Consider the following 15,384-nt stretch of genomic DNA (forward strand, 5'->3'; position numbering starts at 1 on the left):
ACTCACCCCATCTTCTTCAAAATCCACGAGAAGCTCCCGCCACCGCGCGACACCATGCCCTGAATCACCAATTGCTGTACCGGCACCGGCCGCCCCTGCCCATCGGCCCAGATCGATTCCTCGATGGCGATTTCGCCCCCGCCGCTGCGGAATTGCCAATAGGAGCCGTCGGGCAGCGCCATGCCCACGCCCTGCTTGTCGTCGGACAGGCCGACCTCGATGCCGGGGCCGAGGTGGAACCGCAGCGCATAGGAGACCATGCCGCGCTTGCCCTTGCGCCCGGTGGGGACGAGCAGATCCTCGCCGCGCAATTCGGTGCCATCGTCGCGCAGGATCAGGATGCGGCGATGCGTCAGGCCATAGCGCCCGGCATAGCCATCGTGGCTGGCCTCCAGCCGCGTCGCGCCCCATGTACGCCCCGACGATCCGTTGCGTTCGCCCTCAATGCTGCGGCGGTCCACCTCAACCTCGGCCACGCCGGAGCCAAGCCCGCCGTTGATCAGCACCGCGGTCGAATTGGCATCGTCGAGAACCAGCGTCGAATGCGCCGCCGTGGCGCGCAGCCCCTGATCCAGCCGCACCGGCATCAGGCCGCCCGCCGCCGCGCCGCCGCCGCAATTGATGATCACGCGCTGTCCGGCATGGCTCAATTCAAACGCCAGCGTCGAGGCGCAGCCATTGCGTGCGTGACGCGTCAACGGCGGGGGCGCGGCGTCGAACTGCATCACGCTCTTGCCCGCCACCACGCGCTGATAGCCCCATTGGCGCACCTCGCGCAGGGGCCGCGTGCGCACGCCCGTGGCCGCGATCAGCGAGGAAACGTCAGAGGCCGACACCGCCCATCCGCCCTGCCAACTGCCCAAGGCGCCATCGCCATGCGTCAGCGCCAGCAAGGGCGGCACCATCAGCGAAAGGATCGATTCGAGCGCGGCGGGCGGTTCGCGCCGCGTCGCGCGATAGCAGGCGATCAATTGCACCAGGAGCGCAATCGCCTCCATCTGGCCCAGCGGGCTGCGCGCCATGCAGCCGCCGTCATCGCCCAGCAATTCGCCCAGCGAGGCGATCAGCCCAGCCTCGCCATAAAGCCTGCGCGGGCGGCCATCGGGCAACAGCAGCCCGGCCGCGACAATGGCGCACCAGCCCGCCACCTGCGCCAGCGTGTCCTCGCCCTTGGCCACATGGCGGTCCAGCCAGCGCGCATGATCGGCCATCGCCCCCAGCGTCTGCACCCGCAGCGTCTTGTCGTCGCCCGAAAGCAGCAGCGGCGCATGGACCAGCCAGCCCAGCAGCCGCGCGCCCGTATAGGCCACCGTCCACGCCGGGCCTTTGCCGGGGCGCGAGGGCGGCTTGGGATTGGCCATCAGCCAGGCGGCCAAAATCCGCTCGGCCACCGGCGAGACCTGTTCGCGCGGCCCCGCCGCCTCCAGATCGGCCATCCAGTGAAACCCGTGGACCATGCGTTCGAGCGGAGGCACCAACCGGCCCGCGCCCGCCAGATCAAGCTGAGCAATCGGCTGTTTCAGCCCGTGGACCAAAAAGTGCCCGGAGCGCAGCGCCGCGCCCGCTGCCTTGTCGCCCGCCAGCGGGTTCGTGACCGTGGCCAGCAATTTGGGCCGCGCGGGCTTGCGAAACGGCGCCGTCAGCACTTGGCCCGGCACGCCGATGCGATAGGCCAGTCGGATCAGCCTTTCGCCCGCGCCCAGCGAAGGCGGCGTAAAATCGGCCAGCGCCAGCGCGCGGCCCGGTTCGACCACCTGCGCTGATGCCTCGTTGGTTTCGACGCTTTCGCCTTCGTCCAGCGTCGGTAATGGGATAGCCTGCCCCTTGCCCTTCCCCGCCTTGCGGGGCTTGCCCTGTGCAGACATATCCAGGTTCATGGTTCAGCCCAATCCTTTGAGCGCCGCGATATTCGCGGCATAGTGATCCGGCCCGCCCCGGAATGTGGCCGTGCCCGCCACCAGAGCATTGGCCCCGGCCGAAATGGCCAGCGGCGCGGTAGTGGTGTCGATGCCGCCATCCACCTCCAAATGGATCTCGCGCCCGGTCTTGTCGATCATCTTGCGGATCGCCTCGATCTTGCGCAACTGGCTGGAAATGAACTTCTGCCCGCCAAAGCCGGGGTTGACGCTCATCACCAGCACCAGATCGATGTCATCGATCAGATAATCCAGCATCTTGGCAGGCGTGGCCGGGTTGAGCGAGACGCCCGCCTTGCACCCTGTGGCATGGATCGCCTGCACCGTGCGGTGGCTGTGGGGCCCGGCCTCGGGGTGGAAGGTGATGATGTCGGCGCCCGCATCGGCAAAGGCCTGAATATACGGATCGACCGGCTGGATCATCAGATGGACGTCGAAGATCTTCTTCGTATGGGGGCGCAGCGCCTTGACCACCATCGGCCCGATGGTGATGTTGGGCACGAAATGGCCGTCCATAACGTCGACATGGATCCAGTCGGCACCGGCCGCGTCAATCGCGCGCACTTCCTCGCCCAGCCGAGAAAAATCGGCGGAAAGGATCGAAGGGGCAATCAGAGGCAAGCTCATCACACCAGTTCCACACAAGTTGATGCGGCGATAAACGCCATGATTCGCGCGGTCACAAGCACGTACTTCTCCATTTTCCACACACTTATCGCCGCCGGGCGGCTTGGTGCAGGCAAAAGCTGCGGATTTATGCGCCTTTGCGGCGCGTCAAGCCTCCGTTATTCCCGGCAAAGCGACATAAACCAGACCCGCCTGCAGTTTTCTGGGGAAAAACCGCTAGCCCCGCCATCGGGCATAGGCGCCAAGCCGGTCATTCAGGCGCCCCGCACACCACCGTGTTGGTGAAGACTCCGTTAGCCAAAACTAGGGCTAATGACCTGTTGCCGCCCAAAACCTTCCGCAAGGCCCGGCGCGTAAACGTCAACCATGATCGAAGTTCGCCGGGGATCAGGATAGGCTGAAAGACCCCGATTGCAACAAAGCGCTGGCGAGCCGCATGGGTGGGAACAGGAATGGACAGCAAAAGCTCGCCGCAGGACGCCCAGCGCAAAGGGTTGCTGCGCCCCATCAGCGGATTGCTGGTGGGCACGTTATTGTTGCTGGCCATCGCCGCGCAGGTCACCCTTTCCAAGATCAACCTGAGCGCCCATCGTTTCAGCGAGGATATCATCGCCAGAAGCTGGGATCATGACGTGGAGATCTGGCAGGAGACCGTCCGCGCTCTGGCCCATCAGGAACAGGCCCGCGCACGCCTTGCCGCCAATGACACGCGCTGGATCGACGAGGCGATACTCGCCCCGATGCGCGCGGTCACCGGGTCACGCTCGGTCCGGCTGGTCCCTGCGCGCGGGGAGGATGGGATGGCGGGCCTGTGGGTTATCGAGGGTCAGGCAAAGCTCAACCTGCCCTTGGTGCTTTCGGGCGTCGGCCCCTATATGATTCAGGCCACGCTTGATGAGGGCATGGTCACCAGCTTCAGCGCCCAGCATGGCCAGAACGCGGCCATTCTTCAGCTGGGGGGCAAGCTGCCGCCCAATCACATGGTCCTGCCGCTGCGCAATCCCAAAGGGGGCGCGGTGGCGGTGCTGGCATGGCCCGCGCTCGATCCTTACAGCGCGGTGCGTTTCGACCTGCCGATTGCGCTGCTGGCGCTGTTCGGGCTGTTGGCGGCGGCGGCATGGTTCTTTATGCGGCGCAGCAACACCATCGCCAGCGACCTGATCGCCAGCGAGGCGCGCGCGCGCCATCTGGCCTTTCACGACACGCTGACCGGATTGCCCAACCGAGCCATGATGTTTGACCGGCTGGGCCAGAGTCTGGCCATGTCGCGGCGTTATGCCGGGGAAATGGCGGTCCATTGCCTCGATCTGGACCGGTTCAAGGAGGTCAATGACACGCTGGGCCATCATGCGGGCGATGAATTGATCCAGCAGGTGGGCCGCCGCCTGAGCGAATTGTGCCGCGATTCCGACACGGTGGCGCGACTGGGCGGCGATGAATTCGTGATCCTGCAACCCGAGGCCGACGGCACGGGCGCCTCTCATCTGGCCCAGCGCGTGCTCAAACTGTTTGAAACGCCCTTTGAACTGGAAGCGGGCGTGGTCGAGGTGGGGGTTTCCATCGGCGTCACGCTGGTCTCCAATCCCGAAATCGAACCGGCCGAGGCGCTGCGTCAGGCCGATCTGGCGCTGTATGGTTCCAAGGAAAACGGGCGCAACCGCGTCACCTTTTTCGAACCCGACATGGATGCCGCGCTGCGCATGCGGCGCAATCTGGAAAGCGATCTGCGCAAGGCGCTGGCCGACGGCAGCCTGACCATGGTCTATCAGCCCCAGATGAACGGGCGCGGGTCGATCGACGCGATGGAGGCGCTGGTGCGCTGGAATCATCCCGAACGCGGCAGCATCGCCCCCTCGATCTTTGTGCCCTTGTGCGAGGAAAGCGGGCTGATCCTCGATCTGGGCGAATTCGTGTTCCGCCGCGTGTTTCAGGAAACCGCCGGTTGGGGCGACATTCGCGTGGCGATCAATGTCTCGGCGCTGCAATTGCGCTCGCCCATGTTCATGGCCACGCTGACGCGGCTGGTGGCCGAATTCCGGGTCAATCCCGAACGCTATGAAATCGAGATCACCGAAACCGCCCTGCTGGGCGACGATGGCATCACGCGCGACAATATCACCATGCTCAAACAGGAAGGCTTTTCCATCGCGCTGGACGATTTCGGCACCGGCTATTCCAGCCTCAATTCGCTCAAGCGCTTCTCGGTGGACAAGATCAAGATCGACCGCAGCTTCGTTCATAATCTGGAGGCCAATGACGAGGCCGAAGGGCTGGTCGACGCCATCGTCAAGCTGGGCCGCGCGCTGAAACTGGACGTGGTGGCCGAGGGCGTGGAAACCGAGCATCAGCGCGAACGTCTGGCCGCCTGCGGCTGCAACACGTTTCAGGGCTTCCTCGTTTCGCGCCCGGTGCCCGCCGAGGAGCTGGACGGACTGTTTTCCGGCCATAATCCGTAAGAGCCCGGATGGGCGCTTGGCCAAAGGCAAATGTTTGCACGCCATAATGGCATGGTGAAACACGGCCCTTTCCTGTCACGCCTGATCGCCAACCGGCGGGGCAATGCCCTGCCGATGCTGGCGCTGATCCTGTCGTTGCTGATGGCCTTTGTCGGCTGCGCGGTGGACGGGGCGCGGATGTATATGGTCAATGCGCGGCTGCAACAGGCCTGCGATGCCGGGGTTCTGGCCGGGCGCAAGGCGATGACCGACACCACCACCGGCAACACCACGCTGGATGCGACCGCCACGGCGGCGGCCAACGCCTTTTTCGCCAACAATATCCGCACCGGCTGGTACGGCATCACCGCGCTCAGCTTTACCCCCGCCAAGACCACCGACGCCCAGGTGAGCGCGCGGGCCAGCGCGACCATGCCCATGACGCTGATGCGCGTGTTCGGCTACAGCTCGACCACGCTCAACGCCGTGTGTCAGGCCACTTATCAGATCAGCGACACCGATGTGATCTTTGTGCTGGACACCACCGGCTCGATGGCCTGCCTGCCATCGGACGACACCAACACCTGCAACAATTACGTCAATTCGGTCACGGCCACGGCCTATACGCGCCCCGCCGACGGCACCGGCAGCGGCAACACCAGCACCGCCGGATACCCCGGATCGACCGCCTATTACGTGCCGGAAAAATCAGGATCGCGCATCAGCGCGCTGCGCACCGCCGTGCTGTCTTTCTATGACACGATGGCCGCCTCGATCGATGTCAACACGCGGGTGCGCTATGGCTTTGTCACCTATACGTCCACGGTCAATTCGGGCCGCGCGATCATGGATATCAACCCGGCCTATATGGTGGGCGGGGTCGGCAATGTGAACACAAGCTGGAATTATCAGACCCGTGTGCTGACCGGCACGGGGTTTTCCTTCTCTTGCTTCTGCACCCTGCCAAACTGGCAATACAAGCAGAGCCCGCAATTGCTGACCACCTATGTCACCGGCGCGCCCACGGTCGATACCACCAAATTCGTCAACACCACCGACACATGGGACGGGTGCATCGAGGAAGCCTATACCACGCCCGGCGTCACCAGCTTTTCCACCGGCAGCCTGCCCAATGACCTGAACCCCGACCTGAAACCGGGCACCGACATCCGCACGCAGTGGAAGCCGATGTGGACCGCCGTCACCTATGCCCGCAACAATTACACCAGCACCGCCGCGGCCACATCGAGCGGCGACACCAGCAACAGCCCCAATCTCGATCAGGCCGCCTATTACAAGGCCGGCTATATCAGTTGCGGCAAGCCCGTCTCGCGTCTGGCCGTGCTGACGCGCACGCAGGTGTCCAATTACGTCAACGCCACCGACTTTCGCGCGATGGGCGGCACCTATCACGATATCGGCATGATCTGGGGCACGCGGCTGGTTTCGCCCGACGGCATCTTTGCCGCCGACACCGCCGCCGCCACGGGCCGCGATGCGCCCAAGCGGATCATCGTCTTTCTGACCGATGGCGACATGTCGCCCAGCCAGAATGTCTATGGCGCATACGGCGTGGAATATTACGACCAGCGCGTGTCGGGCGGCGATCTGGGTAATCTGAAGACTTACCACAATGCCCGTTTCCTTGCCTCTTGCGCTGCGGCCAAGGCCAAGAACATCAGCGTGTGGACGGTCGCGCTGGGCATGAGCAGCACCACTGAACTGACCCAATGCGCGACCTCGCCCTCGCAGGCGCTCTCGACCACATCGGGATCGGGACTTTCCGCGCAATTCGCCACCATCGCCAGCAAGATCGCCAAGCTGAGGATTTCGAAATGAGGCGGCTGTGGCGTGATCGCAGCGGGGCGGCGCTGGTCGAATTTGCACTGGTGCTGCCGGTGATGCTGCTGATGGGGATGGGCCTGTGCGAAATGGCCTATCAGGCCTATATGCAGGCAATCCTGACGGGCGCGGTGCAAAAGGCCGGGCGCGACAGCACGGTGGAAAGCGCCAACACCACCACCATCGACAATGCCGTGTTGCAGGCGGTCAAGAACATCAACGGCAATGCCGCCTTCGTCGCGGGTTATCCCACGCGCAAATCCTATGCCTCCTTCGGCTATATCTCGCCCGAAAGCTTCGTGGACAGCAACGGCAATGGCGCGCGCGATGCGGGCGAGTGCTTTACCGATGTGAACGGCAACGGCATCTGGGACGCCGATCCAGGCGTATCGGGCAATGGCGGCGCGGGCGACACGGTGCTCTATACCGTTTCGATCACCTATACCCGGCTGTTCCCGCTGGGCCTCTGGCTGGGCTGGGGCAAAACGGCCACGCTTTCGGCCAGCACGATCCTGAAGAACCAGCCATGGGCAACGCAGGCCAGCACGGCGGCGGCGACTGTATGCACATGATACTCCGGCTGATCCGCGATTCCTCCGCCGCCTCCCTGATCGAATTCGCGCTGGCGCTGCCCATCGTGTTCTACATGGGCGGGGCGGGCATCGAATATACCAACATGGCCCGCGTCCAGATGCAGATCAGCCAGATCACGCTCGATCTGGCCGATAATGCCAGCCGAGTGGGCCTGGCCAGCAATCTGGCCGCGACCCAGATCCGCGAAACCGACATGAACGATGTGCTGGCGGGCGCGCGGCTGCAAGGCAACGGACTGGGCCTGACCACCAACGGGCGGGTCATCATCTCCAGCCTCGAAATGGTCCAGCAGTCCTATGACACCGTGCCCGTCCAACGCATCCACTGGCAACGCTGTATCGGGATGAAAAGCGGGGGCGGCTTCGATTCCTCCTATGGCACCACCACCGCCACCGCCGGAACCGACGCCACGCTGGCCAATGCCGGCGCCACCGCCGCCACCGGCATGGGCGACACCGGATACAAAGTCAGCGCGCCGACCGGGGCCGGGGTGATGTTCGTCGAGGTCAATTACACCTACCAGCCCTTCTTCGGCACGATGTTCGTGGCCAACAAGCTGATCCACTACAGCGCCAGCTTTGTGGTCCGCGATCTGCGCGATTATGCGCAGATCTATAATCCCAGCCCGGCGGCGACGCGGATGACGTGTGATAAGTATACGAGTTAGGAAGAGGTAAGATGCGAGGGTCTAGACCCTCGCGCTCCCGTTACTATCTGCGTGGTGCCATGGGTTCGACGTTTCGTGTCGGACGCAGCCTTGGAACTTTAAAGCCTGCGGCGCCAAACAGCGCGAGTTTTCCGCGCCGCAGGCTTTATCAATCCGCCCATAAGCCCGCAAACAAAGCACCACCCATTAATGGGATTGCAAAGGGCCCCCGCCCTTTGCCCGCCGAAGGCATCATTCCATAAAACCCGCCATGAACAGCCGGATGGCGCACGGCAAGCTGCCCCCAGCGCCACACCACCATCCGGCCGTTCGGGAACGCGACATGCCCTGCCGAACGGCATGAACAGATCGCGCGCCCCCTGTTGCAGCTAACGACTTGCCCCCCAAGTCGCCGGCAACATATCGAGACATTGCACCCATTGCTGTCAACGCTTGCAGACCTTGCCCGTAAAGGCAACAGGATCATAAGGTTCTGGCGAAATATCCTTGTCGGGCCCCGCGCCAGCCATTCGTCATTTGACGTAGGATGATGCAGCCCGAATGCGCGCTACACCATGTCTGCAGGAACCGACTGGCGGGGGGCGAGAGATGGTGACAAGCGATGTGACCGACAGGCTCCCGGGCCGCCCTTTGGCGCAGAGGCGCGCCGGATGATCGAAACCCTGCGCCTGATGGACAGAATCAAGTCTGCGCCGGGGCGGTTCATGCTGGTGATGGCGGCCATGGCGGTGATGATGACGGCCATCATCGGGGCGGCTTATTGGGCGCTGGGGCAGAGCCTTCCGGCGCAGAGCATGCCGATGGTGCGCGCTGTTCTGCTGGCCACGCTGGGGGCTCTGCTGGCGCTGGGCGGGGCGCTGGGCGGGTTGATTCTGCGCGCCTATGACAGCCGCCGCGCGGCCCTGTCCGAGGCGCGCCGCCATGTGGCCGACCTGCGGGCCGAGGTGGCCGCGCATAATGCCACGCTGGAGGAACTGCATCTGGCGAAGGAGGTGGCCGAGGCCGCCAACAGCGCCAAGAGCCGCTATCTCGTTTCGGTCAGCCATGAGATCCGCTCGCCGCTCAATTCGATCTATGGCTATGCGCAATTGCTGGAGCGCGGACATGACATCGCCCCCATCGAGGCCGCGCGCATCATCCGCCGGTCGTCCGAGCACCTGACCAATCTGGTCGAGGGGCTGCTCGATATCAGCCATGTCGAAAGCGGGGTGCTGCGCCTGTCGAACGATACGGTGCGCCTCAACAGCTTTCTCGATCAGGTCGCCAGCATGTTCCGCCCGCAGGCTCAATCGCGCGGCCTGACGCTGGCCTATGAAAAACAGAGCGGCCTGCCCGAATTCGTGCGCACCGATCAGAAGCGCCTGCGCCAGATCCTGATCAACCTGCTCTCCAACGCGATCAAATTTACCAAGGCGGGCCAAGTCACTTTCGGCGTCACCTATCGTTCGCAGGTGATGAGTTTCACCATTGCCGACACCGGGATCGGCATCGAGCCTCAGGATCTGACCCGCATCTTCGCCCCCTTTGAACGCGGCACCCATCCCGAGGCGCAGCGGCAAAAGGGCATCGGCCTGGGTCTGGCGATCACCCAGGCGCTGGTGCATATCCTTGGCGGCGATCTGGCCGTGGCCAGCGAGCCGGGCGTGGGCACGACCTTCACCGTACGCCTGATGCTCAGCCCGGTGCAGGCCAGTGTGCAGGAGGTGAAAAGCACCCGCGCGATCACCGGTTTCGACGGACCGCCGCGCCATATTCTGCTGATCGACGATGATCCGGATCAGACCTCGCTGCTGCGCGGGCTGCTCGAACCCATGGGCTTTGTCCTGCATATCGCCCATGACGGCGATTCCGGGCTGGAACTGGCGCGCAAACACCGGCCCGAACTGGTGCTGCTCGATGTCACCATGCCGGGCCTGTCAGGCTGGGAAGTGGCGCGGCGGCTGCGTGCGATGCGGGGCGGCGATATACGCATCATCATGGTGTCGGGCGACGCGCATGAAATCCGGCAGGGCAGCGCGGGCTTCATCGCCCATGACCAGTTCCTGATCAAACCGGTCGATCTGGACGCGCTGATCGATGCGGTGGGCGGCCTGCTGGGCCTGCACTGGCGCGGTCGGGCCGAGGAGGCCGAGGCCCCCGAAGCCGCCCCCGAACGCGAGGCTCTGCCCGATGATGCGCGGCCCTTTCTGACCGATATCGAAAACGATCTGCGCATCGGCCATGTGCGGGGCGTGGAAAAGGCGATCCGCGCGATGGAGGCTGCCGTGCCGCAGGCCGCCCCCTTGGCGCGGCGGCTGCTGGCCAGCCTCGACCGCTTTGATCTGGGCGAACTGGCCGCCGAATTGGCCGCCAACCGGCAAGGGGATCAATGATGCGTCACGATCCGCTGGTGGCGCAGGATCCCCAGCCCCATGTCGATACCGTGCTCGTGGTGGACGATACGCCCGAATCCCTGCGCTTTCTGGCCGATACGCTGGAGGTTGAGGGCATCCGCGTGCTGATCGCCACCAGCGGCGAGGCGGCGCTCTCGCTGCTCAGCCATATCGTGCCCGATCTGATCCTGATGGATGCGGTGATGCCGGGCATCGGCGGTTTTGAGGCCACACGCATCCTCAAACGCAACCCGGCCAGCGCCCGCGTGCCCGTCATCTTCATGACCGGCCTGACCGAGAGCGAACATGTGCTGGCGGCCCTTGAGGCGGGCGGGGTGGATTATGTTCGCAAGCCCTTGGTCATCAACGAACTGATCGCGCGTGTGCGGGTGCATATGGCCAATGCGCGCCTTGCGCAGGACAGTCAGGCGGCGCTGGACGCCAGCGGGCGCCATCTGATTTCGATGGGCCGCGAGGAGCAATTGCTCTGGTGGACGCCGCAGGCAGGCAGCCTGCTGGCGGAAAATTGCCCCGAATGGAGCGTCATGCCCGGTCCGGCCCCCGCCGCGCTGCGCCCTGCTCTCGCCCGTCTGGCCCGCGCCGATGAAAGCGGGGCCAGTGTGCGGCTCGACCTTGCCCATTCGACGCTCGAACTGGTGCTGGTGGCGCGGATGCGCGGGGCCGAATGGCTGGTGCGATTGAACGACGTCAACCCGGCGGGCGACATCGCCCTGCTTCAGGCCCGCCACGGTTTGACCAGCCGCGAGGCCGAGGTCCTGCTGTGGATCAGCTATGGCAAGCCCAACCGCGTGATCAGCGAGATCCTGTCGATCTCTCCGCGCACGGTGAACAAGCATCTGGAGCAGGTTTTCGTCAAACTGGGCGTGGAAACGCGCGCGGCGGCGGCGGCGCTGGCGGTGCGCGCTATCAATGGGTGATGGGCCACTTTTGCAAAGACTCTCTTTGCAAATTTGCAAGATTACCGTGGACGCCGCCGCCGTCCTGACGCATCACCGTGTGAAACGCGCCATGTTATTGCCCATCGGGATGGTCATTTCACCGCTTGATGGCTTGAGCCTTGGCCCGTGCGCGCCTATCGGCATGCGTAACAATGCCCAAGGCCGCGCAGGACAGCGCCGAATGGAGAATACCCAATGACCGTGCCCCCTCTCGACACCCCGGCCAGTTCTCCCATGGCCCGCACCGACTGGACGCGCGAGGAGATCGCGGCCCTGTTCGACCTGCCCTTTACCGAACTGGTCTATCGCGCCGCCGAAATCCACCGCGCCAGCCATCCGGCCAATGAGGTCCAGCTTTCCACGCTGCTCTCGATCAAGACCGGCGGCTGCGTCGAGGATTGCGGCTATTGCAGCCAGAGCGTCAAGGCCGACAGCGGGGTCAAGGCCACCAAGCTGATGGAAGTGCAGTCGGTTTTGCAGGCCGCCGCCCGCGCCAAGGATCAGGGCAGCAGCCGCTTCTGCATGGGCGCGGCATGGCGCAATCCTAAGGACCGCGACATGCCCGCGATCATCGAAATGGTGAAGGGCGTGCGCTCCATGGGCCTTGAAACCTGCATGACGCTGGGGATGCTGAGCGACCATCAGGCCGATATGCTGGCCGATGCGGGCCTCGATTATTACAACCACAATATCGACACCAGCCCTGAGAAATACGAGGAAATCACCAGCACCCGCACGATGGGCGACCGGCTCGACACGCTGGGTCAGGTGCGCCGCGCCGGGATCAACGTGTGCAGCGGCGGGATCGTGGGCATGGGCGAAACCCGCGCCGACCGGGTGGGCTTTGTCCATACGCTGGCCACTTTGCCCTCGCACCCCCAATCGGTGCCGATCAACGCGCTGGTGCCGGTCAAGGGCACGGTGCTGGGCAATATGCTGGCCGATACGCCGCTGGCCAAGATTGATGACGTGGAATTCGTGCGCACCGTGGCGGTGGCGCGCATCACCATGCCGGGATCGATGGTGCGTCTCAGCGCAGGCCGCGAATCGATGTCGGAGATGACGCAGGCGATGTGTTTCCTCGCGGGCGCCAACTCGATCTTCACCGGCGACAAGCTGCTGACCGCGCCCAATGCGGGCGATGACAATGATATGGCGATGTTTGCGCGCCTTGGCCTGAAGCCCATGGCCGTCACCCGCACCGAGGCCGAGATTGCCGCCGAAGCCATGCCCAAGGGCTGCGTCAAGCTGGAGCAGATGATCTGAAGCAATTTGAAACCCATCTTGCCGCCGCGCTGGAACGCATAGACCAGCGCGACGAGCGGCGCATCCTGCGCGCCAGTGTGCCGCAGGATGGCGGGCGGTTGCTGCGCGATGGGGCCGTGCTGGTCGATTTTTCCAGCAATGATTACCTCGGCCTCTCCCGCCATCCGTTGCTGGCGCAAAGGTCGGCGGAATGGGCGCTGGCGCATGGCGCGGGATCGGCGGCGTCAAGGCTGGTGACGGGCACGCAACCGCTGCATCTGGCGGTTGAGGAAAAGATCGCCCGGTTCAAGGGCAAGGAGGCCGCGCTGCTGTTTCCCAGCGGGTGGCATTGCAATGCGGCGGTGCTGGCGGCCTTGCTGCGCGCCGCGCCGGGGGCCTCGCTGTTCACCGACCGGCTGATCCATGGCAGCCTGCACGCGGGCGCATCAGCGCATCGGCAAATCCGCTTTCGCCACAATGATCTGGACCATCTGGCCGAGCTGTTGGCCAAGGCCGAAGGGCCGAAAATCATCGTCACCGAAAGCGTGTTCAGCATGGATGGCGACCGGGCCGATGTGGCGGCGCTGGCTGATCTGGCGCGGACGCATGATGCTTTCCTTTATGTCGACGAGGCCCATGCCACCGGCGTTCTTGGCCCTCAGGGGCGCGGATTGACCCATGGCCTCGACGTCGATCTGGTGATGGGCACATTCAGCAAGGCGCTGGGCTGTATGGGCGCCTATGTCGCGGGCAGCCGGTTGCTGATCGACTATCTGGTCAATGCCTGCGGGGGTTTCATCTTTTCGACCGCGCCCTCGCCCGCGATGCTGGGGGCGGTGGATGCCGCGCTCGATCTGGCGCCGGGGCTGGAGGATGAGCGGGCAATTCTGGCCGATCACGGCGCGTTTTTCCGGCAGAGCCTGAATGATGCAGGCATCGCCACAGCCGACAGCAGCACTCAGATCGTGCCGGTCATTGTGGGCGATGCCGCGGCGGCGCTGGCTCTGGCGCGCGATCTGGTGGCCGAAGGGATGCTGGCCGTGGCGATCCGCCCGCCCACGGTGCCGCCCGGCACCAGCCGGTTGCGCGTGGCGCTGCATGCCAATCATGCGCGCGCCGATGTGGCCGCGCTGGCGCAGGCGATTGCGGCGCGGATTGGGCGGTGAGAATCGCGCTGCTGCATGGCTGGGGGTTTGATGCTTGCGTGTGGGATGCGCTGGCGCCGCTATTAGCGGGCGATGTGGCGCGGATGGATCGCGGCTATTTCGGCGCGCCGGTGGAGAGCGAGCGGCCCGATCTGATGATCGGCCATTCGCTGGGCGCGATGCTGCTGGCGCGGCGTTGGCCGGATGTGCCTTTGGTGGCGATCAATGGGTTTGATCGATTCTGCGGCGTCGATGCCGTGGCCCCGCGCGTGGTTCAGCGGATGGTGAAACGCTTTGGCGAGAACCCGGCCAAGGTGCTGGAGGATTTTCGCGCCAGCATCGACGGCGGCCCGGCCCCGGCGATTGTTTCGCGCGAAAGGCTGGGCGAGGATCTGGCGCTGCTGGCCGATCAGGCCCCGGCCCCGGCCCATCGCGCGCCCGTGCTGGTGCTTCAGACGGAGGATGATCCGCTCTTGCCGCCCGCGCTGCGCCTGAAGGCGTTTGGCAGGGCGACTGGCAGAACAGGGGGGGCGGTCTGCGGCCATGGCGGGCATCTGTTGCCCCTGACTCAGGCGGCATGGTGCGCGGCGCAGATTGCGGATTTTGCGCGATGATGGCCCCCCAATGATGTCTCAACGCCTTGTTTGCGAAGCCTTTGGCCGCGCCGATGATTATGACTCCCATGCCGGGGTGCAGCAACAGGTCGCCGCGATGCTGGCCCATGCGGTGGCGGCGCAGGCATTACCCCCCGCCCCGCGCGTGCTGGAGATCGGTTGCGGCACGGGGTTTTTGGGCGCGGCGCTGATGCCGGTCCTTTCCGATGCGCGATGGGTGATGAGCGATCTGTCGCCCGCCATGCTGGCGCGGGCGCGGGCGCGGTTTGCCGGGCATGACAGGGTAGATTACCGCGTGATGGATGGGCAAACGCCCGATGTGGAGGGGCCGTTCGATCTGATCGTGTCGAGTCTGGCGTTTCAGTGGTTTGACGATCTGGGCGGCGCGGCGGCGCGGTTGCAGACTTTGCTGGCGCCAGGGGGCCTGCTGGCCTTCACCACGATGATCGCGGGCAGCTTTGCCGAATGGCGCGCCGCCCATGAGGATGCACCCTGCGGACTGGTCGATTATCCCGATGCTGCGGATCTGCGCGCGATGGGCTTTGCTGTGCGCGAGGTGGAATGGGCGGTCGAAGGCGGCGGGCGGGGCTTTTTGCGCCACCTGCGCGGGATTGGCGCGGATGTGCCACGTGCGGGCCATCGGCCCTTGTCGGCCGGGCAATTGCGACGGGTGATCGGGCGATTCGATTCGCAAGGGGGCCGCGCGACCTATCGTGTGGCGCTGTGTCTGCGCCGGAATGCTGCGGCGCAATAATTGCGCGCGGTGCGAATGAGCCTTTGGCACAATAAGGATTAGCGCAAAACCGGCCGGAAATGCTGATCTTTGCGTTTACGTAATCGGCAGTTGCGTTCTTTGCACCAAACCCCATCATTTTGCACTTGCGAAGAAGCCGCCCGATCCGCATAAGGAACAGGCCTTTCAGGCATCCTCTCCCAAACTTCCAAAGGCCAGCCTTCGGGCTGGCCAT

General features: G+C 64.6%; 12 protein-coding genes. 10 read left to right on the plus strand and 2 right to left on the minus strand.

Annotated elements, in window-relative coordinates; all coding sequences use genetic code 11:
* Positions 1–2 precede the first annotated feature (2 nt).
* Complete coding sequence (locus GGR38_RS06675; RefSeq protein WP_183623882.1) at positions 3–1,877, minus strand: heparinase II/III family protein; 1,875 nt, start codon at positions 1,875–1,877, stop codon at positions 3–5.
* Between the two features lie 3 nt (positions 1,878–1,880).
* Entirely contained in the window at positions 1,881–2,543 is a 663-nt protein-coding gene (gene rpe / locus GGR38_RS06680; protein ID WP_183623884.1) for a ribulose-phosphate 3-epimerase, read from the minus strand.
* A 452-nt stretch (positions 2,544–2,995) separates the two neighbouring features.
* Here rpe and GGR38_RS06685 point away from each other — a divergent pair, with 452 nt between their 5' ends.
* The 10 genes from GGR38_RS06685 (at position 2,996) to GGR38_RS06730 (ending at position 15,170) form a co-directional block, all read left to right on the plus strand.
* Positions 2,996–4,999: a putative bifunctional diguanylate cyclase/phosphodiesterase gene (locus tag GGR38_RS06685; protein ID WP_183623886.1), complete on the plus strand. Its 2,004-nt coding sequence runs from the start codon at positions 2,996–2,998 to the stop codon at positions 4,997–4,999.
* Between the two features lie 30 nt (positions 5,000–5,029).
* A complete protein-coding gene (locus GGR38_RS06690; RefSeq protein WP_183623889.1) occupies positions 5,030–6,817 on the plus strand; it encodes a TadE/TadG family type IV pilus assembly protein in 1,788 nt (595 codons plus the stop codon).
* Positions 6,814–7,392 carry a TadE/TadG family type IV pilus assembly protein gene (locus GGR38_RS06695; protein WP_183623890.1) on the plus strand — a complete coding sequence of 193 codons (579 nt, stop codon included), beginning with the start codon at positions 6,814–6,816 and terminating at the stop codon, positions 7,390–7,392. Before GGR38_RS06690 ends, GGR38_RS06695 begins: the two co-directional genes overlap by 4 nt.
* A complete protein-coding gene (locus GGR38_RS06700) occupies positions 7,383–8,081 on the plus strand; it encodes a TadE/TadG family type IV pilus assembly protein (protein WP_183623891.1) in 699 nt (232 codons plus the stop codon). The genes GGR38_RS06695 and GGR38_RS06700 overlap by 10 nt, the downstream gene beginning before the upstream one ends.
* 650 nt (positions 8,082–8,731) lie before the next feature.
* The gene (locus tag GGR38_RS06705) at positions 8,732–10,453 is read left to right on the plus strand and encodes an ATP-binding response regulator (protein ID WP_246404289.1); all 1,722 of its coding nucleotides are present in this window, start codon (positions 8,732–8,734) and stop codon (positions 10,451–10,453) included.
* The gene (locus GGR38_RS06710; protein ID WP_183623893.1) at positions 10,453–11,391 is read left to right on the plus strand and encodes a response regulator; all 939 of its coding nucleotides are present in this window, start codon (positions 10,453–10,455) and stop codon (positions 11,389–11,391) included. Before GGR38_RS06705 ends, GGR38_RS06710 begins: the two co-directional genes overlap by 1 nt.
* Positions 11,392–11,607: 216 nt before the next feature.
* Positions 11,608–12,678, plus strand: a complete 1,071-nt coding sequence (gene bioB, locus GGR38_RS06715; RefSeq protein ID WP_183623894.1) for a biotin synthase BioB — start codon at positions 11,608–11,610, stop codon at positions 12,676–12,678.
* Positions 12,675–13,823: an aminotransferase class I/II-fold pyridoxal phosphate-dependent enzyme gene (locus GGR38_RS06720; RefSeq protein ID WP_183624093.1), complete on the plus strand. Its 1,149-nt coding sequence runs from the start codon at positions 12,675–12,677 to the stop codon at positions 13,821–13,823. Before bioB ends, GGR38_RS06720 begins: the two co-directional genes overlap by 4 nt.
* Complete coding sequence (locus GGR38_RS06725) at positions 13,820–14,416, plus strand: alpha/beta fold hydrolase (RefSeq protein WP_183623895.1); 597 nt, start codon at positions 13,820–13,822, stop codon at positions 14,414–14,416. The genes GGR38_RS06720 and GGR38_RS06725 overlap by 4 nt, the downstream gene beginning before the upstream one ends.
* 13 nt (positions 14,417–14,429) lie before the next feature.
* Positions 14,430–15,170, plus strand: coding sequence for a methyltransferase (locus GGR38_RS06730; RefSeq protein ID WP_183623897.1), 741 nt, complete (start codon positions 14,430–14,432; stop codon positions 15,168–15,170).
* Positions 15,171–15,384: the final 214 nt, after the last annotated feature.

The sequence above is a fragment of the Novosphingobium sediminicola genome, assembly GCF_014196525.1.
Taxonomy (GTDB): domain Bacteria; phylum Pseudomonadota; class Alphaproteobacteria; order Sphingomonadales; family Sphingomonadaceae; genus Novosphingobium; species Novosphingobium sediminicola.